This is a genomic window from Thalassococcus sp. S3 (genome assembly GCF_004216475.1).
Classification (GTDB): domain Bacteria; phylum Pseudomonadota; class Alphaproteobacteria; order Rhodobacterales; family Rhodobacteraceae.
This window is the reverse complement of record NZ_CP022303.1, coordinates 1,141,527-1,159,223: the sequence shown is the minus strand read 5'-3', so window position 1 is coordinate 1,159,223 and position 17,697 is coordinate 1,141,527. Positions and strand designations below refer to the sequence as shown.

Here is a 17,697-nt window from a genome sequence, read left to right as displayed (position 1 = left end):
GTCGAGCATTGGTAACGAAACCTTACCAATACGGGGGATATCGCAATGGCCGTCATCACCAACATCGAAGATCTACGCCGTCTCTACGAACGCCGCGTGCCGCGGATGTTTTATGACTACGCCGAGTCGGGAAGCTGGACCGAACAGACCTTCCGCGAGAATTCCTCGGACTTCGACAAGCTGCGCCTGCGCCAGCGCGTGGCGGTGGACATGACCGGTCGCAGTACGGCAAGCCAGATGATCGGGCAGGATGTGGCCATGCCGGTGGCGCTGGCCCCCGTGGGCCTGACCGGCATGCAGCACGCGGATGGAGAGATGAAGGCCGCACGCGCGGCCGAGAAATTCGGCGTGCCCTTCACGCTGTCGACGATGTCGATCAACTCGATCGAGGATGTGGCGGGCTTCACCTCCAAACCCTTTTGGTTCCAGCTCTATACGATGAAAGACGAGGATTATGTGCGCCGGCTGATCCAGCGGGCCAAGGATGCGGGCTGTTCGGCGCTGGTCATCACGCTGGATCTGCAGATCCTGGGCCAAAGGCACAAGGATCTCAAAAACGGCCTGTCCGCCCCGCCAAAACTGACGCCCAAGACCATCGCCAACCTGGCAACCAAGTGGGCCTGGGGGATGGAGATGCTGAGCGCGAAGCGGCGCCAGTTCGGCAATATCGTGGGCCATGTGGACGGGATCAGCGATGCGTCGTCGCTGGGTGCCTGGACGGCGGAGCAGTTCGATCCGGCGCTCGACTGGGGCAAGGTCGAAAAGCTGATGGAGCAATGGGGCGGCAAGGTCATCCTCAAGGGCATTCTGGATGCCGAGGATGCCAAGATGGCGGCCAAGCTGGGCGCGGATGCCATTGTGGTGTCGAACCATGGCGGGCGGCAATTGGACGGCGCGCTGAGTTCGATCCGCATGCTGCCCAGCATCATGGATGCGGTGGGCGATCAGATCGAGGTGCATCTCGACAGCGGGATCCGCTCGGGGCAGGACGTGCTGAAGGCGTTGGCCCTGGGCGCCAAGGGCACCTATATCGGGCGCGCATTCGTTTACGGGCTGGGCGCGATGGGTCAAAAGGGTGTGACCACCGCGCTTGAGGTCATTCACAAAGAGCTGGACACCACCATGGCGCTGTGCGGAGAGACCAATGTGGCCGATCTGGGACGCCAGAACCTTTTGGTGCCTGAAGATTTCGAAGGCCGTTGGCAACAATGATGCCTCCGCGCTAAGACCAGCGCCATGCTGGTCTTTTCGCCTCAGAACCTCGCCTTTCTCGCCGTGCCCAAGACGGGCACGACAGCGATCGAGATGGCATTGAAGTCGCGCGCGGACATCATCTTTACCAAGCGGCGCAAACATATGACGGCGCAGCGCTTTCACAACCAGATGGCGCCGTTCCTGGCGGCCTCTTTCGATCTCAGGCCCGAACGCATCGCGGTGATGCGCGAGCCGGAAGAGCAATTGCGCAGCTGGTATCGCTATCGCCAGCGGGTGGACAAGGACGGTGCGCCCCGCTCGACCATCGGGATGAGCTTTGATGCTTTCGTACAAGGCCTGATCGACAGCGACGATCCGCCCTTTGGCGGGGTCGGCAGCCAATACCGGTTTCTGACATCCGCGCGGGGCGAGGTGTTGGTTCACCGATTGTTCGCCTACGAGCATCAGCCCCAGTTCCGCGCGTTTCTCGAAGACCGCTTCGAAGAAAAACTCGACATCCGTCAGCGCAATGTGTCCCCAACGGTTGAGGCGCCCCTTGACCCCGCCACGCGCACCCGGCTGAAGGAGCGCCGAGCAGACGAATTCGCGCTCTACGAAAGGGTGATGTCAACGGATGGCCCGCTTCTGACGTCAATCGGCTAGAGCAATACGGCGGGTGAGGAGCGGCACGAGGATCAGCGCCACGCTCACAAGAGAGATGGCCACGACGCCGAAGGCGGCGGGCAGAGAGATCGTCTCGGACACACTGCCCATGATCGGCGGGCCGAAAAGGAAGGCCCCATAGCCGATGGCACTGGCCTGGCCGATGGCGCGCACGCGCTGGGATTGCGGCACCATGCGCCCGATGATCGCCATGGCCAGCGGCACCACCACCGACACGCCCAGGCCCAGTACGGCAAAGCCCAGATAGGCAATGGCAATCGTGGGGGCCAGCGCCGCCAGCGCCGTGCCAGCCGCCGAAAGCAAGCAAGCCGCAGCGATCATCACGGTATCCGGAATACGCGCCGACAGAAGATGCCCGAACAAGCGCCCGAACCCCATCGTCAGTCCCAGAATGGCCGGACCAAAGGCGCCTTCGGCAGCGCCACCGCCGAGCCCACGCTCGATGTGAAGGGCCGACCAGCCTTCGGTCGCCTGTTCCGCGAAGAACGCCGCCAGCACGATGAGCCCTCCGATCCAAACGATCCCGCGCGGCACCGGGCCTGCGCCCCCCTCGACCTCGGGCTGCGACAGATGCGGGGCGCGCATGCCTAACGACAAGACAAGGATCACGACCGCAATCGCGGCAAAAACGGCGATCGGTCCCCAACCGGCTTCGCGAGCAATCCCCGTGAGCACGGCCGTGCCTGCATATGCAAAGGAAAAGATGGCGTGGTTCAGACTCATGAGCGGGCGGCGCGCCTGCGCCTCGATTTCGGAGATACGCGCGTTCATCAAAATGTCGCAAACGCCGGACACCGCGGACACCGCGAACAGGAGCGCGGCAAAGATCACAACGCCGGGCGCAAAACCAACGGCGGCGAAGCTGAGGCCCAGAAGCGCGGAACTGACGGCGACGGACAAGGCGCCCAATGCGCGATCCACCAAAGGCGCGATCCACATGGATGCGATGGCGCCGAGACTTGCGATCAGAAACAGACCGCCGAAGACCGCGTCGCTTGCCCCGATCTGCGCCTTGAGCACCGGAACCTGAGCGGCAAAGGCGGCCCAGACCATCCCCATGGCAACAAAGGCCGCACCCGGTGCGCGACTGAGCGCGATATCAGACCAGATCCTCATGCCGCTTGCCTGACATGGAGGTGCCTGACACACAAGGCACCATTGCTGGCGAACCGTTCGGCTTAATGCAACAGGTCCTTGCAGGCTGTTCCTGCTCCGCAAGGGACCGAAGACACCGCTTACATCTTCGATCTTGCCGAGACGTGCCGGCGGGCAAATTAGCCTTCAAAGGACCATTGTGACATTCGCTTACGGGCCTTGTTAGTAACGCTTGCGTTTTGGTTGGGACTGGTCCATAGGCACGGCTTCACGCGGGGCTACAGCCTTGGAGGAGCCCCGCCTTACATTGGAGATATATCATGGCTGGTGAGATTCCTGATCTCGAAGCCCTGGAACGGACGGGGACAGGCAAGGGCGCCGCTCGTCAGGCCCGCAGAGAGGGCATGGTTCCGGGGATTGTGTTTGGTGGCGACAACGATCCGCTGCCGATCAACATTCCGTTCAACAAATTGCTGCAGCGCCTGAAAGCCGGTCGGTTCAAGTCGACGCTCTTCAACCTGAAGGTCGACGGCCACGACGATGTGCGCGTGATCTGCCGTGATGTGCAGCGCGACGTGGTCAAGGACTTGCCGACGCATGTCGACTTCATGCGCCTGCGCCGGACAACCAAGATCAACCTTTTCATTCCGGTTGAATTCATCGGCGAAGAGGCCGCTCCAGGTATCAAACGCGGCGGCGTCCTCACGGTGGTGCGTCCCGAAGTGGAATTGGTGGTCACCGCCGGCGACATTCCGGAAAAGCTGACCGTGGATCTGACCGGTCTCAATGTCGGCGACACGGTGACGATCTCTTCGATCGCTCTGCCGGCGGGAACAAAACCCACCATCGACCGCGACTTCGTGATCGCCAATATCTCGGCCCCATCGGGCCTGCGCTCCTCGGACAATGAAGAGGGCGGCGAAGGCGAAGACGGCGGAGAAGAGGCCGCAGAAGAATAGGAAGCGAAACGGGGCCGGATCGGCCCCGTTTTCCTTTTGAGCCGGTTTCGCGCCCGGTGGGGTGTAACCTACCCGGCTTCACACGGCGCAGCCTCGCACTTTCGCACAGCGTAAAATTCCGCCGCGGATGCGTTAGGTCAACTCCTGGACCGTTTCGAAGATCTCAAGCTGGGGCGGGCCCAGATAAAGATCCCGGCTTCCGCCTGCATTCTTGTGCGCCTCCCGAAAGGCCTCGGACTTGGTCCAGGCCTCGAACGCCGACTGATCGGTCCAGGCCGTGTGAGAGGCATAAAGGATGTGATCTTCGGTTTCCGGGCCACGCATCAGATGGAATGAGATAAAGCCCGGCACCGATTTGAGGTGACTGTCGCGGTTCTCCCACATCTCTTCGAAGGCGGCAGCGCCCTCGGGGCGCACTTGAAAACGGTTCATGGTGAGGTACATCGGCGTTCTCTGGTCATTTGAATTCTTTCAAGGCATATGGGGTTGAACTGCGCAGGACGCGAGGCTCAGCATGCAAATCTTTGTCGGGCTCGGCAATCCGGGGCCCAAATACGCGGGACACCGGCACAATATCGGCTTCATGGCACTGGACCGGATTGCAGAGGCACATGGCTTCGGACCCTGGAAATCCAAATTTCAGGGACGGGTTGCCGAAGGACGGTTAGGGTCGGACAAAGCGCTGCTTCTGAAGCCCGAAACCTTCATGAACCGCTCCGGCCAATCGGTCGGTGAAGCCACGCGCTTCTACAAGGTGGGGCCGGAAGACGTCACCGTCTTTCACGATGAGTTGGACCTGGCGCCCGGAAAGGTCCGTGTAAAGCGGGGCGGTGGGCATGCAGGTCACAATGGCCTGCGGTCGCTTCATGGGCATATCGGCGACAGCTATCGGCGTGTCAGGCTGGGCATCGGGCATCCGGGGCACAAAGACAAGGTCGCCGGCTACGTTCTGCACGACTTTGCCCGGGCCGATCAGGATTGGCTGGAGGCCGTCCTAGCGGGCCTCTCGGACGGCGCCCCGCATCTGGCAGAGGGGGAAGACGGGCGTTTCATGAACGCCGTTGCATTGCGCACGTCACCGCCGCGCAGTGGTAGCGGCAAACAAGCTGAGCGCCCCGCCGAGAAGGCAAAAGCCAAGCAAAAAGAGCCCGAGGAAACAGAAGACACCCGCACGCCGCTTCAGAAGCTCGTCGCGCGTTTCAAGTAACCCTGTCGGCTCTTCCCCTCTCAGGTCTAAGCTTTTTGCCCGCCGGTTCAGAAAGACTTGGCTGGATGGGCAAGTGGACGGTCCCGAATGAGATCGCACCGACGGGTTCGACGCCCCCGGTGAAAGGCCACGCGCCCCAAGGTCACGCTTGCAGTCTGGCCATGCGGCGTGATCCTCTTTGCCAACATGGAATGGCGGGGAATAGCATGCGCACTTTCGGAAAATGGTTGGGTCGCCTTCTTGTCGCCCTGCTTCTGGCAGCAGTTGCCGTAGGAGTCTGGAAACGCGAAGAGATAACGCGCCTGATGGCGGTGAATTCGCTGTTTGACGCAGACCGGATCGTCGCGAATTTCAGCAATATGGATCAGGCCTTTCTGACGCGTCCCGTCCTCCGCGGTGACGGCGCGACCACGCCCCTGCCCTACGGGCCCGAGACCGAGCTGCCGGCAGAGGTCTCAGAATGGATCGGCAACCGCAGCGTGACCTCCCTGCTTGTGCTGGCCGATGGCGAAATCGTCTATGAAGAATACTTCCAGGGCACGACTGCGGATGATCGCCGTATCTCCTGGTCGATTGCCAAGAGCTATCTGTCGGCCCTCTTCGGCATTCTGGTCGAGGAAGGGCAAATCGCTTCGCTGGACGATCCGGTCACCAAATATGCGCCATCGCTGGCGGGGGGAGCCTATGACGGCGCGACGATCCGCAATGTCCTGCAGATGTCGAGCGGTGTGACCTTTAACGAGGATTATCTCGACTTTTATTCCGACATCAACCGAATGGGGCGCGTCATCGCCCTGGGCGGCCGGATGGACGGCTTTGCCGCTGGATTGACCGAAACCTTCACCGAACCGGGCACGCAATGGCAATATGTCTCCATCGACACGCATGTCATCGGGATGGTGGTGCGAGGTGCGACTGGGCAGTCGGTCGTCGACCTGATGTCCGAAAAGCTCATTGTTCCGCTGGGCCAGGAGCGTGACGCCTATTACCTGACCGACGGAGACGGCGTGGCCTTCGTGCTGGGCGGGCTCAACCTGACCACGCGGGACTACGCGCGCTTTGGACAAATGATCCTGCAGGACGGCAGCTACAATGGTCGGCAGATTGTGCCCGCAGACTGGATTGCAGCCTCGACACAGGCCAGTGCACCAACGCAGGTGGGCCGTGTCGGCTATGGTTATCAATGGTGGATCCCCGTCGGCGCGACAGAGGGCGAATTCTTTGGGCGTGGTATCTATGGCCAGTACCTCTATATCAATCAGAAGGCAGGGGTGGTCATCGTCGTCACCTCGGCGGATCGACAATTCCGGGAGCCCGGCGTGCACGGGCGGAACATGGAAATGCTCCGCGCTATAACCGGGGCCGTGATCGACTGAAGGAGATCAGCACAATGGAACCCGAAGCCAGCATCAACGTTCTGGGCGACACCCTCGCCCCCTGCTCCACCGATCCTCTGACCGGCTTCTTCAGAGATGGCCACTGCAACACCTGCGCCGCAGACCAGGGCAGTCATACGGTCTGTGCCGTGATGACGGCCGAGTTCCTGGCGTATTCGAAATATGTCGGCAACGACCTCAGCACGCCACGTCCCGAGTTCCGGTTCGCAGGTCTCAAACCGGGCGACCATTGGTGCCTTTGCGCCAGTCGCTTTCTACAAGCGCATGAGGAAGGCTGTGCGCCACGGGTCAACCTGGAGGCTACGCATCAACGCGCGCTGGAGATCGTTTCATTGGATGTGTTGCGCGAACACGCTGCGGTGGCGTGATCGCCGCTATTGCGCGGCCTTCAGGCCGTCTTCGATCAAGTCGTCAATAAAAAGGCTGAGAAGCTGGGGGCGCCCGGTCACGCCGGCCTTGCGATAGATTGCGTTTGTCTGGGCCTTGACCGTTCCTTCCGAGGTCGAGCGGATCGCGGCGATCTCCTGCGTTGAAAGACCCTTGATCGCAAAGAGCGCCACATCCCGCTCAGCGGGTGTCAAACCCCAATCGGCGAAACTGTCCTCGAGAAGCTCCATGAACGCGCCGGACGCGACGCGGAGTTGTGATTGCATGCGGGCGGTATCCCGGAGCGACTGGCGCAGGGCAACGGCGGCGAAGATGACCCCAAATATCAAACCCAAGGCGGCGCCGATCTCGATCAGCTCGTAGATCTGCCAGTTGATCGGCGCAACCGGCAGACCCAGAAGGGTGACGAGAATATCATAGATGAAAAAGCTTGCGCAAAACACCTGAACGACCAGAAGGACCAGGATCACCCAGCGTTTCGTCATGGCACGAAAACACCCTTGTTTGGATCAATCGCCGTCACCGTCACCGTCTCCGTCGCCATCACCGTCGCCGTCGCCATCTCCATCACCATCGCCGTCCCCGTCTCCGTCTCCGTCTCCGTCGTCGCCACCATCGTCGCCGTCGTCCCCATCATCACCGTCATCGCCATCATCGTCGCGGCCGCCGCCGCGACCACCTGGATCCACGATGCCGGCTCCGCCATTTCCGCCCCCGGCACTTTGTACCGAATAGTCGCGCAGAATTTCTCCTGTTGCGGGGTTCACGATGATCTCGCGGCGGGCGGAACTGCTGCGCGCAACAATCCGTGCGCGGCCCAAAAGGGTCCGGCTGACCTCGATGCGAGTATACCCCTGTGCGCGGAGCTGTGCGACGATGGAATTCTCCACCCGGTTGGCCGAGGCCGACATCGGGGCAAGCGCGAGGGCGAGGATGATCAGAAGGGTTCGAAGCATGAGAATGATCTTTGCAAACGATCCGGATCGTCTTGAAGCGGCCCGGCACGGTTTCTCCATATAGCGAAGGCTAGCGATCCGTCATCCCTCCCATCGTCGCGGTGTGCATCCCCACATCCGCGTTCCGGCCTCCGTCCTCAAATTCATCTTCACGCCCTTGCACCCTGACGCCCAAATCGCCGGGAGGAGGGCCAAATACCGTAAGCGACTGGACCAGATCCGGCGACGGCAGGCCCGCCGCCAAAATCGCTGGTGTGGCCAGCGCCGCACTTCCGAGAAGCAATGCCATCGTAGATGCCGTCAAAACGGTTTTCATGTCATGTCCTTTCTGTCGAACATACGCGCTGCGGCGAAGCAACGCCGATGCTGTCAACAAGGCAGGAGCGGATACAAAATACCATCTACGACGAGTTTATAGCCTTGCATCTAAACACAAGGCCAAGGCGCATAGATCGATAGTTTATGCGTTAAGCGCCAGTTTAGTCGCTTTGGACCATGTCAACGCCCAGCGCGCGCGCGACTGTAAAGATGTCTTTGTCGCCGCGACCGCACATATTCATGCAGATCAGGTGATCTTTTGGCAGGTCCGGCGCGATTTTCATCACATGGGCCAAGGCATGCGACGGCTCCAGCGCGGGAATGATGCCCTCCGTCGTGCAGCACAGCTGAAAGGCCTGCAGCGCTTCGGCATCCGTGATGGAGACATATTTCGCGCGGCCAATATCATGCAGCCAGGCGTGTTCGGGCCCGATCCCCGGATAGTCGAGACCGGCGGAAATCGAAAACCCTTCAAGGATCTGGCCATCCTCGTCCTGCAAAAGGTATGTCCGGTTGCCATGCAGCACACCCGGGCGTCCCCCCGTGAGAGACGCACAATGCTCCATCTTGTCGTTCACGCCCTTGCCGCCCGCTTCGACCCCGATGATACCGACCTCCTGATCATCGAGGAATGGATAGAACAGCCCCATCGCGTTGGACCCGCCACCAATTGCGGCGATGATCGTGTCCGGCAGCCGGCCTTCCGCTGCCATCATCTGCTCCTTCGCCTCCTTGCCGATGATGGACTGGAAATCCCGAACCATCGCGGGATAGGGATGCGGCCCCGCCACCGTGCCGATGCAATAGAACGTATCGCGGACATTGGTCACCCAGTCGCGCAACGCGTCGTTCATCGCATCCTTGAGCGTGCCGCGCCCCGACGTAACCGGTACGACCTCCGCTCCCAAAAGCTTCATGCGGAACACGTTCGGCTTCTGCCGCTCGACATCATGCGCGCCCATATAGACCACGCATTTCAGCCCGAACTTCGCGCAGACAGTCGCCGTCGCCACACCGTGCTGACCGGCGCCGGTTTCAGCGATAATGCGCGTTTTGCCCATGCGGCGCGCCAGGATGATCTGGCCCAGCACGTTGTTGATCTTGTGGGCGCCTGTATGGTTCAACTCGTCCCGCTTGAGATAGATCTTGGCACCACCCAGATGATCGGTCAGCCGCTCGGCGAAATAGAGCGGGCTGGGACGACCGACATAGTGGGTCCAGAGATCATTCATCTCTGCCCAGAAGCTGTCATCCGTTTTGGCCCTCTCATATTCCTCTTCAAGCGACAGGATCAGCGGCATCAATGTCTCGGAGACAAAACGGCCACCAAACTTGCCGAACCGTCCGTTTTCATCCGGACCGGTCATGAAGCTGTTGAAAAGGTCGTTTGGCATCCTGAACTCCCACACATCTTGGCCTGACAGGCCTAACGCTCATCCTGACCGAGGTAAAGCGGCAGCTTTCCGCCGCCAGTTCTTTTGTCAAGCGACGTTGCAGCCTAAGTGAGCCGCATAAGAAAGGACCCATTATGACATTCAAAACCCTTTGTGCTGCGCTCTGCCTTGCTGCTTCGCCTCTTACCGCCAATCCCGATCTCCGCCCGCCCGATCAGGACCGGATCAAGACCGAAGCGGTGATGTTCGCTCACGCTCTCAGGCAAGCGCTGGCGGACGGCGCGCCCGAAGACGTTGCCGTTCTCGTCGAAGCGCTGAGCGGGGGCCCGGGCCTGATCGCACCAGAGGGAGAGTGGAATTGCCGCACGATGAAGATGGCGGGTTTCGTGCCCCTCGCCGTCTATCAGCCTTTTGAATGTATCGTCCGAGAGACCGGGACAGGGGAATGGAACATCCGCAAGATTACCGGATCGCAGCGTATGCGCGGGACACTGACCTTCGGAGAGGTTTTTACGATCTACACCGGTGTTGGATATGCCGGGGGGCCACCGGCAACGGATTATGCAGGCTTGCCCGAGGACAGCCAGGAGCCGGTGGAGCCGAACCAGACACATGCGCAGGTCGGTATTTTCGAACAGATGTCACCGAACCGGGCAAGATTGCTGCTGCCTTCCCCGGTATTGGAAAGCAGCTATGATATCCTTTATCTGACCCGATGACGTGACTTGGCAAAGCACTTCCCGCTTCAATCAAGTGCTTTGAGGAAATTGCGGATGCGTTCGGGGTCCTTGATGCCTGGCGCCTGTTCCACGCCGGAGGAGACGTCGACCTGTTTGGCACCGGTCATCGCCACGGCGTCCGCGACGTTTTCGGGGGTCAGACCACCGGCCAGCATCCATGGCACCGGCCAACGGCGCCCCGCGATCAGTTTCCAGTCAAATGCAAGACCGTTCCCACCTGGCAGCGCCGCGCCTTTTGGTGGCTTGGCATCGACCAGCACCTGATCGGCTGCGCGCATATGGTCCTGCAAACCCGGCAAATCCGTCTCGTCCGCGACACCGACGGCTTTCATGACCGGCAGATGATATCGGTCCTTGACCTCGGCAACCCGGTCGGGCGTTTCGTCGCCGTGGAGCTGCAGCATGTCGATCGGAACCGCTTCGATCAGCCTGTCCAGCGTCGCATCATCCGCATTCACGACAAGCGCGACCTTGCAGACCCCGTCCGGCACCGATTGAGCCAGACGCGCGGCCTGATCAACGCCAATGTTCCGTGGAGATTTCGGAAAAAACACAAAGCCGACATACCGCGCTCCGGCCTCAACAGCCGCAGCGACATGTGTCGGCTCGGACAGCCCACAGATTTTCACAGCAATTTTGGGTGACATCAGGTCGCTCAGCTGGCCTCGTCCAGAATAGCGAGCACCTCGTCCTTGTTCTTGTCCCGCTCTCCTTTGAGACGGGTCACTTCCCGCTCAAGCCTGCGGGCTTCACGTGCTTTCACATTGGCTTCGCGCCGATGCTTGTGCTCGCGCAGCCATTCCCAGATGAAGCCGACCAAAAGACCCACCGCGACACCGCCGAAGACCACCAGGAACAGCGGCAGATCAATGCTCAGGTTCATACCGAACAATTCAGCAAGGGCTGCTGGCAGCAATTCCAACGTCACCGGTTCGCGGTTTGCCAGTGCCACCGAAACCAGGCAAATGGCGATCAGAGCCAGAATGGCAAGCTTGATGTAGCGCAGCATAAAGAGGTTACTTTCCGTTCAGGCGGTCTCGAAGCAGCTTTCCCGTTTTGAAGAACGGTACATGTTTTTCTTCGACATGGACAGTCTCGCCGGTCCGGGGATTTCTGCCGACGCGGGCATCCCGCTTTTTCACTGAAAACGCACCGAAGCCCCGAAGTTCCACGCGATCACCCCGCGACATTGCGCCGGTGACCTCTTCGAAAACGGTGTTCACGATCCGCTCGACATCCCGCTGATAGAGATGCGGATTTTCTTCAGCAATTTTTTGGATCAGTTCCGACCGGATCATCCTTTGGTCCCCTCCCGTGGGCAACATACTCGCATCCATCCGTGCGAGGTCACTATAGGAACAATCCCCCAGATCGGAAACGAGAAGTAAGCCTAAGGACCGGGAATCTGTGGTGTTTTTGGCCGTTTCATCGACAATGATGCCTTGCCGGGCAGCATCAAGGGCGGCGTTGGACGAAATAGGGGCAGACCGCCGCGTTGCAGCGAAGCTATTGATTCGGAACGAAAACGGCCCCGCACCGGAATGCAGGGCCGCACAAGTCTTTTAGATCAGGCAGTCGCCCTTAGTCGTCGCCCTTGAGCGCTGCACCCAGGATATCGCCCAGCGACGCGCCGCTGTCCGAAGAGCCGTATTGCTCCACGGCTTCTTTCTCTTCGGCGATCTCACGCGCCTTGATCGAGAGGCCCAGACGGCGGGTCTTGCTGTCGACGTTGGTCACGCGCACATCGACCTTGTCACCGACCGAGAACCGCTCGGGCCGCTGTTCGGAGCGATCACGGGAGAGATCGGAGCGGCGGATGAAGGATTTCATGCCTTCGTATTCCACCTCGATGCCGCCATCCTCGATCGCGGTGACGTTCACGGTCACAATGGAGCCGCGCTTCACGCCACCCACGGCTTCGGCGAACTTGTCGCCGCCCAGCGCCTTGATCGAGAGCGAGATACGCTCTTTCTCGACATCGACTTCGGAGACAACGGCCTGAACCAGATCGCCCTTGCGGTAGTTCTGGATCGCGTCCTCGCCCCGCTCATCCCAGGAGATGTCGGAGAGGTGGACCATGCCGTCGATCTCGCCGTCGAGACCGATAAAGAGGCCGAACTCGGTGATGTTCTTGACCTCGCCTTCGACCGGCGTGCCCTCGGGATGGGTCTCGGCGAAGACTTCCCAGGGGTTGCGCATGGTCTGCTTGAGGCCCAGCGACACACGGCGCTTGGCACTGTCGATTTCCAGAACCATGACTTCGACTTCCTGAGAGGTCGAAACGATCTTGCCGGGATGCACGTTCTTCTTGGTCCAGGACATCTCAGAGACGTGAACGAGGCCTTCGACACCGGGCTCCAGCTCAACGAATGCACCGTAATCGGTGATGTTGGTGACGCGGCCCTGATGCACCGATTCGAGCGGATACTTGGCGCCCACCAGATCCCACGGATCTTCCTGCAACTGCTTCATGCCGAGGCTGATACGGTGGGTTTCCTTGTTGATCTTGATGACCTGAACCTTGACGGTCTCGCCGATCGACAGGATTTCCGACGGGTGGTTGACCCGGCGCCACGCCATGTCTGTGACGTGCAGCAGGCCGTCAACACCGCCCAGATCCACGAAGGCCCCGTATTCGGTGATGTTCTTGACGACACCGTCCACGGCCTGACCTTCGGAGAGGTTTCCGATGACCTCGGCACGCTGTTCGGCGCGGCTTTCTTCGAGGATCGCACGACGGGAGACGACGATGTTGCCCCGGCGGCGGTCCATCTTGAGGATCTGGAAGGGCTGTTTCAGACCCATCAGCGGGCCCGCGTCGCGCACGGGGCGGACATCGACTTGGCTGCCGGGCAGGAAGGCCACGGCGCCGCCCAGATCGACGGTGAAGCCACCTTTGACACGGCCAAAGATCGCGCCTTCGACGCGCTGATCGTCGGCATAGGCTTTTTCCAGACGGTCCCAGGCTTCCTCACGGCGGGCCATCTCGCGGGAGATGACGGCTTCGCCGCGTGCGTTCTCAGCGGCGCGAAGATACACCTCGACCTCGTCACCGACTTCGATTTCGGGCGCTTCACCGGGATTTGCGAATTCTTTCAGCTCGACCCGGCCTTCCATCTTGTAGCCGACGTCGATGATGGCCTGGCCCGCTTCAACGGCGATGACCTTGCCTTTGACAACTGTGCCCTCCTCGGGCGTGTCCATCTCGAAGCTTTCGTTGAGGAGGGCTTCGAATTCCTCCATGGATGCGTTTTGAGCCATTCGGGTCTCAGTTTCCTTTACACATGTTTTCTGGCCGTGCGGTTGTCTCCGCCGGTCTTGAGGTTCACTTGGTCGCAGGGCTGCTAAAAACAAAGAGGGCCGGACTGTTCCGACCCTGCTCGTCTGTTGTTTTATGGTGCATGACCTTATCGACAGCGCGGCTATAGACCAACGATGCCGATAACTCAAGCGCTGGCGGCAAAGAATTGCCCCTATCCGGCCCGCCTCAGATATCCACGCCTTTCTTGAGCAGCTCCTCGAGAAGCTCGCGGTAGATCTGATTGGAATCGCCGCCCCCGAAGACCTGCGCGCCGCCGGAATAGCTTTGACCATATGTCTTGGCGACGTTGATCGTCTGCACCAGGCCCGAGAGAAGCTGATCTTTCTTCAACGGGGACAACGGATGGATGAAGACACCCCAAAGCCGGCCCCGCGCCACTGCATAGCGAGCGTCGAGCGCGGTATCGAAATTGGCCTGCATCAGGCGGAGCAATTCATCCGCCGGAAGGCCCTCTGCGCTGCGAATGGGCACCATGGCCCGCATCCGGTCCGCGCCGGGATCGGTCACGATCAGCAGGGGCACATCGTCGATGGTCAATTCGAACCCCGTGCCGAAGGCCCGCGCCTCGGGATCTATGGCCGAGACGATCTCTCCCATCCGCTCAAGCGTCATGGGGGGCTCGACATCTGCCTCCTGCGCGGCCAATGGCAGGCTGAGACCGATGCTCATGGCCAGAGCGAGGGTGATCATGCGTGGCATATCCGTCTCCATTGTTGGATCTGGAAAGGATAAGCGGGTCTTTGCCTGTCTGGCCAGTCAGCCTTTCGTGAGGCGCATTTCAATCTCGTCTGGCATCGATGACCGCGATCGCTGCGGCAACGGCTTCATCAATGCTCAGATCAGAGGTGTCTATGTGGATTGCATCGCGCGCTGGCCTCAGGGGCGAAGTGGTGCGTTCGCTGTCACGCGCATCCCGTGCCTTCACATCGGCAAGGACCTCGGCAAGGCTCTCGGTATGTCCGTTCTCGCTGAGTTCGCGAAACCGCCTTTCCGCCCGAACTTCCGCACTTGCGGTCACGAAGAGCTTGGCTTCCGCATCGGGGCAGATGACGGTTCCAATGTCGCGTCCGTCGAGGACAGCGCCAGGCATGCGGCGGGCAAAGCGACGTTGAAACTCCGTGAGCGCTGAACGCACATCCGGAATGACGGCTACCTGGCTGGCGGCGTCTGCGACGTCAGGCGTGCGCAGGCGAGACGGGTCGAGATCTTCGGCCACCAGGGCTTTGGCGGCATCGACAGCGTCATGGCCTTGCAAAACCTGGGCTCCGATCGCCCGGTAGAGCAAACCGGTATCGAGATGATGAAAACCGTAATGGCTGGCAATCGCCTTGGAAATTGTGCCCTTGCCAGCGGCGGCAGGCCCGTCGATTGCAATCGTATATGCCATGCTGCTCCCTTGCTGGATCCGAGGCCTAGAGCGTGGATCCGCGAATGTAAAGCCCGTCGACCAGCCACCCGGCGCCGGAAAATGTCACATTTTCCGGGCCGTTTTCCGGGACGGAAAACGGCGCCGCCCGGCATCTCAGCGTGTGACTTCGTCAGGTTCGGATGATCCTGGCACCAAGCGCAGCCATGAGAGGTTCGAAAATCGGGAAAGACGTTGCGATGGGGGCGCCATCATCGACGGAAACGGGGCTTTCCGTGGCCATGCCCAGCACCATGAACGACATCGCAATGCGATGATCGAGGTGACTGGCACAGATGGCCCCGCCCGGTACACCCGATGCGCCCGAACCGGTGACCGCCCACCAATCCGGCCCATCCTCGACAGAGACACCGTTGGCGCGCAAGCCATCGGCCATTGCGGCAATCCGGTCACTTTCCTTAACCCGCAATTCCCGGACACCCCGCATCATGGTCTGCCCATTTGCGAAGGCCGCGACCACGGACAGGATCGGGTATTCGTCTATCATGCTGGCAGCCCGGCTCGGCGGCACTTCGATCCCCTGCATCTCCGGGGAGTATCGGGCCCGCAGATCCGCTACGGGTTCTCCCCCTTCGGTCCGCTCGTTCTCGTAGGTCAAATCCGCGCCCATCTCACGCAACGTTGCAAAGAGACCCGCGCGGGTGGGGTTCAACCCGATACCGGGCACCAGGATGTCAGATCCCGGCACGATGAGTGCGGCGCAGACCGGAAAGGCCGCGCTGGATGGATCGCGCGGAACGGCGATGGCCTGCGGGCGCAGCTCCGGCTGGCCGGTCAGCGTGATGACCCGCCCTTCGCCTGTCTCTTCGACAACGATGTCGGCGCCAAAGCCCTGCAGCATCCGTTCCGTGTGATCCCGGGTCGCTTCCTGTTCGATCACGACCGTTTGGCCCGGCGCGTTCAGCCCCGCCAAAAGAACCGCCGATTTCACCTGGGCGGAGGGCACCGGCACCTCATAGCGCACAGGTATCGGCTCAGCGGCCCCCACGATGGTCATCGGCAACCGGCCCTCGGCGCGACCAACAGCCCTGGCTCCGAACAGAGCGAGCGGATCGGTCACGCGGGCCATGGGACGTTTGTTGAGACTGGCATCGCCGGTAAACGTGGCCGTGATGGGCGAGGTTGCCATTGCCCCCATGATCAACCGCACACCGGTCCCCGAATTGCCGCAATCTATCACCTGGTCCGGTTCCGCAAAGCCGCCGACACCCACGCCGTGCACGCTCCACTCTCCACCGCCATGATCGATCACATCCGCGCCGAACGCGCGCATCGCCTTGGCGGTGTCCAGAACATCCTCGCCCTCCAGCAGGCCGGTGATCCGCGTCTCTCCCACCGCCATCGCGCCCAGGATCAAAGAGCGATGCGAGATGGATTTGTCCCCCGGCACCTCCGCCACACCGCTGAGTGCATCGGCACGGGAAGAGGTCATCGGGATCGGGGTGGCGTGGCCGGACATGGGCTGGATCCTGTTCTTCAAGGGTCCGGCTGGATTACCCCGATGCCGTGACCTGGTCCAGCGGCAATTCCCCGGCGCCTCCGCCCTCCCCCAGCCATCGCTGCGGATTGACATGGGCGATCTGATGAAAGTCGGTTTCGCCCAATTGGTCCCGCAGCCGGATCGACACGGCCTTTTCCGACAAGGCTTCCTGTCGGGTCATGTAGAAATCGGAACCGAAGAGGATTTTCTCCTTCAACTTCGGCTGACGCATGAACATACGCAGCAGCGGGATGTGCTTGTCGAATTTGAAGATCGTATAGCTGATATCCGTATAGAGGTTCGGATAGTCGCCACTTTCGATCATCTTGGCGATCAGCGACACCCAGTTCTTGTCGCGGGCCCTTGGATCATCGGGATCAAAACCATCCCTGAGATGAGACAGCCAATCGGAATCTCCACCGAAATGCGCAAGACACAGGCGCAAATGCGGGAAGGTTCGCAGCACGTCGATATAGGCATTCGGATCGGTAACCTGGTCACTGCGATGTTGCGACCATCCCTTGTGCGACACGCCACCGCGCGAGCAATGGGTCATCACCGGAAGGTTGTGGTCCACGCAATAGGGATAGACCTCGTCCATGAGCACCTTGTGATCCGGCGCAAAGCCAAGCTTGGGATAGATCTTGAGCCCGCGAAACCCCAGCTCCTCGACACAGCGGCGCACCTCATCCGCAGCCCCTGCCCGATCTGGATAAATGGTGGCGAACGGAATGACCTGAGGACCATACTTTTCATGACGCGCCAGCTTTGCCAGCTCATCATGCTGGGCAAAGATGTCCTGTTCCACCGGACCGTGACCGATCAGCTCCATATCCATCGGAAGGACAACGAAGCGCGTGGATTGCGGATAGTAATGCAGGATCTCGCGAAAAACGTCTTGCTGGGTTTTGCGTGATCCGGTGCGATGGAAATCCTCGAGCCTTTTCAGGAAATCCGTTGTCTCGTCATAAGGCGTGCGGGCAGAAATCCAACGCAGAGCACGGATCAGAAACGGAGCGAAACGAAAGATCGCCGCAAGTTTTGTCGGAAAATAGAGCGGCGTATGGGCCGTGGTAAACGTGTGAACGTGGCAGTTTACGATACGCGTTTCGGGATTGTCGGTCTGAAGATCGGGCAT

General features: G+C 60.6%; 21 protein-coding genes. 7 read left to right on the top strand and 14 right to left on the bottom strand.

The window, feature by feature from the left end:
- Positions 1–45 precede the first annotated feature (45 nt).
- Both CFI11_RS05920 and CFI11_RS05915 read left to right on the top strand, forming a co-directional pair.
- Positions 46–1,212 (top strand): alpha-hydroxy acid oxidase, encoded by a 1,167-nt coding sequence (locus CFI11_RS05920; RefSeq protein ID WP_130404005.1) that lies wholly within the window; start codon positions 46–48, stop codon positions 1,210–1,212.
- Positions 1,213–1,236: 24 nt separating this feature from the next.
- Complete coding sequence (locus CFI11_RS05915) at positions 1,237–1,857, top strand: sulfotransferase family 2 domain-containing protein (protein WP_130404003.1); 621 nt, start codon at positions 1,237–1,239, stop codon at positions 1,855–1,857.
- On the opposite strand, the gene CFI11_RS05910 is transcribed toward CFI11_RS05915, so the two are convergent.
- Positions 1,846–2,994: an MFS transporter gene (locus CFI11_RS05910; RefSeq protein ID WP_130404001.1), complete on the bottom strand. Its 1,149-nt coding sequence runs from the start codon at positions 2,992–2,994 to the stop codon at positions 1,846–1,848. The genes CFI11_RS05915 and CFI11_RS05910 overlap by 12 nt on opposite strands.
- Positions 2,995–3,293: 299 nt before the next feature.
- Between CFI11_RS05910 and CFI11_RS05905 the strand changes: the two genes are divergently transcribed.
- On the top strand, positions 3,294–3,932 hold the full coding sequence (locus CFI11_RS05905) for a 50S ribosomal protein L25/general stress protein Ctc (protein ID WP_130403999.1): 639 nt from the start codon (positions 3,294–3,296) through the stop codon (positions 3,930–3,932).
- Between the two features lie 132 nt (positions 3,933–4,064).
- Here the strand turns inward: CFI11_RS05905 and CFI11_RS05900 are convergent, their stop codons facing one another.
- The gene (locus tag CFI11_RS05900) at positions 4,065–4,376 is read right to left on the bottom strand and encodes an antibiotic biosynthesis monooxygenase (protein WP_130403997.1); all 312 of its coding nucleotides are present in this window, start codon (positions 4,374–4,376) and stop codon (positions 4,065–4,067) included.
- A gap of 70 nt (positions 4,377–4,446) precedes the next feature.
- On the opposite strand from CFI11_RS05900, the gene pth reads away from it, so the two are divergent.
- From pth to CFI11_RS05885, 3 genes are all read left to right on the top strand, one after another.
- Positions 4,447–5,139, top strand: a complete 693-nt coding sequence (pth, locus tag CFI11_RS05895) for an aminoacyl-tRNA hydrolase (RefSeq protein ID WP_130403995.1) — start codon at positions 4,447–4,449, stop codon at positions 5,137–5,139.
- A gap of 206 nt (positions 5,140–5,345) precedes the next feature.
- Entirely contained in the window at positions 5,346–6,515 is a 1,170-nt protein-coding gene (locus tag CFI11_RS05890) for a serine hydrolase (RefSeq protein WP_130403993.1), read from the top strand.
- Between the two features lie 14 nt (positions 6,516–6,529).
- Complete coding sequence (locus CFI11_RS05885; RefSeq protein WP_130403991.1) at positions 6,530–6,904, top strand: DUF2237 family protein; 375 nt, start codon at positions 6,530–6,532, stop codon at positions 6,902–6,904.
- 6 nt (positions 6,905–6,910) lie between these two features.
- Here the strand turns inward: CFI11_RS05885 and CFI11_RS05880 are convergent, their stop codons facing one another.
- The 4 genes from CFI11_RS05880 to trpB all read right to left on the bottom strand — a co-directional run bounded on the left by CFI11_RS05880 (position 6,911) and on the right by trpB (position 9,591).
- The gene (locus CFI11_RS05880; protein WP_130403989.1) at positions 6,911–7,408 is read right to left on the bottom strand and encodes a helix-turn-helix transcriptional regulator; all 498 of its coding nucleotides are present in this window, start codon (positions 7,406–7,408) and stop codon (positions 6,911–6,913) included.
- Positions 7,409–7,432: 24 nt separating this feature from the next.
- A complete protein-coding gene (locus tag CFI11_RS05875; RefSeq protein WP_174843484.1) occupies positions 7,433–7,879 on the bottom strand; it encodes a hypothetical protein in 447 nt (148 codons plus the stop codon).
- A gap of 70 nt (positions 7,880–7,949) precedes the next feature.
- The gene (locus CFI11_RS05870; RefSeq protein WP_130403987.1) at positions 7,950–8,195 is read right to left on the bottom strand and encodes a hypothetical protein; all 246 of its coding nucleotides are present in this window, start codon (positions 8,193–8,195) and stop codon (positions 7,950–7,952) included.
- Between the two features lie 163 nt (positions 8,196–8,358).
- The gene (gene trpB, locus CFI11_RS05865; protein WP_130403985.1) at positions 8,359–9,591 is read right to left on the bottom strand and encodes a tryptophan synthase subunit beta; all 1,233 of its coding nucleotides are present in this window, start codon (positions 9,589–9,591) and stop codon (positions 8,359–8,361) included.
- Positions 9,592–9,725: 134 nt separating this feature from the next.
- On the opposite strand from trpB, the gene CFI11_RS05860 reads away from it, so the two are divergent.
- On the top strand, positions 9,726–10,310 hold the full coding sequence (locus tag CFI11_RS05860; RefSeq protein WP_130403983.1) for a DUF4893 domain-containing protein: 585 nt from the start codon (positions 9,726–9,728) through the stop codon (positions 10,308–10,310).
- Between the two features lie 26 nt (positions 10,311–10,336).
- Here CFI11_RS05860 and CFI11_RS05855 read toward each other — a convergent pair whose 3' ends face one another.
- From CFI11_RS05855 to CFI11_RS05820, 8 genes are all read right to left on the bottom strand, one after another.
- On the bottom strand, positions 10,337–10,978 hold the full coding sequence (locus CFI11_RS05855; RefSeq protein ID WP_130403981.1) for a phosphoribosylanthranilate isomerase: 642 nt from the start codon (positions 10,976–10,978) through the stop codon (positions 10,337–10,339).
- 8 nt (positions 10,979–10,986) lie between these two features.
- Positions 10,987–11,337: a lipopolysaccharide assembly LapA domain-containing protein gene (locus CFI11_RS05850; RefSeq protein ID WP_130409939.1), complete on the bottom strand. Its 351-nt coding sequence runs from the start codon at positions 11,335–11,337 to the stop codon at positions 10,987–10,989.
- A gap of 10 nt (positions 11,338–11,347) precedes the next feature.
- Positions 11,348–11,629, bottom strand: coding sequence for an integration host factor subunit beta (gene ihfB, locus CFI11_RS05845; RefSeq protein WP_130403979.1), 282 nt, complete (start codon positions 11,627–11,629; stop codon positions 11,348–11,350).
- Positions 11,630–11,912: 283 nt separating this feature from the next.
- The gene (gene rpsA, locus CFI11_RS05840; protein ID WP_256370568.1) at positions 11,913–13,925 is read right to left on the bottom strand and encodes a 30S ribosomal protein S1; all 2,013 of its coding nucleotides are present in this window, start codon (positions 13,923–13,925) and stop codon (positions 11,913–11,915) included.
- Positions 13,819–14,343 carry a hypothetical protein gene (locus CFI11_RS05835; RefSeq protein WP_130409938.1) on the bottom strand — a complete coding sequence of 175 codons (525 nt, stop codon included), beginning with the start codon at positions 14,341–14,343 and terminating at the stop codon, positions 13,819–13,821. Before CFI11_RS05835 ends, rpsA begins: the two co-directional genes overlap by 107 nt.
- An 88-nt stretch (positions 14,344–14,431) precedes the next feature.
- Complete coding sequence (gene cmk / locus CFI11_RS05830) at positions 14,432–15,040, bottom strand: (d)CMP kinase (RefSeq protein ID WP_130403975.1); 609 nt, start codon at positions 15,038–15,040, stop codon at positions 14,432–14,434.
- A 151-nt stretch (positions 15,041–15,191) separates the two neighbouring features.
- Entirely contained in the window at positions 15,192–16,538 is a 1,347-nt protein-coding gene (gene aroA / locus CFI11_RS05825; protein ID WP_130403973.1) for a 3-phosphoshikimate 1-carboxyvinyltransferase, read from the bottom strand.
- A 34-nt stretch (positions 16,539–16,572) separates the two neighbouring features.
- A complete protein-coding gene (locus tag CFI11_RS05820; protein ID WP_130403971.1) occupies positions 16,573–17,697 on the bottom strand; it encodes an amidohydrolase family protein in 1,125 nt (374 codons plus the stop codon).